The organism is Curtobacterium sp. USHLN213, from assembly GCF_037144815.1.
Lineage (GTDB): Bacteria > Actinomycetota > Actinomycetes > Actinomycetales > Microbacteriaceae > Curtobacterium.
Genome location: NZ_JBBCYQ010000033.1, coordinates 1 through 443, shown reverse-complemented (window position 1 = coordinate 443; position 443 = coordinate 1). Strand labels below are relative to the sequence as shown.

General features: G+C 60.5%; 1 rRNA gene. It reads left to right on the top strand.

The annotated features are described in order from the left end of the window. Positions 1–77, top strand: a 16S ribosomal RNA gene (locus WFH25_RS19295); the annotation flags it as partial. Between the last annotated feature and the right edge of the window lie 366 nt (positions 78–443).

The following is a 443-nucleotide window of genomic DNA, read 5'->3' as shown; positions in this document are numbered from 1 at the left end:
CGAAGGTGGGATCGGTGATTAGGACTAAGTCGTAACAAGGTAGCCGTACCGGAAGGTGCGGCTGGATCACCTCCTTTCTAAGGAGCATCTGGCTCGTCGTGTCCTTCGGGGTGGGATGGGTCCAGGCGCCGGATCGAGACGAACGTTCTCGCCGGTAGCTCATGGGTGGAACATTGACAGTGCAGTCGGGAGCGCAGCTTTCGACCTCAGTACGACCTGCTTGCAGGTCTGGAACGGGTTGGGGGTGAGCGGGTCGGCTGGTGCACGTTGTTGGGTCCTGAGGGACCAGGCTTCCTGACCGTATGGTCGGGGGTTGAGCCGTGACTGGGGCCTTTGGGTTCTGGTTGGGTTCTTCGGTGGGCCGCATGATGCTGGGAGCGTTGTTCCCGGGGGAGTGTGGTGCCGATCGTATGTTGAGAACTACACAGTGGACGCGAGCATCT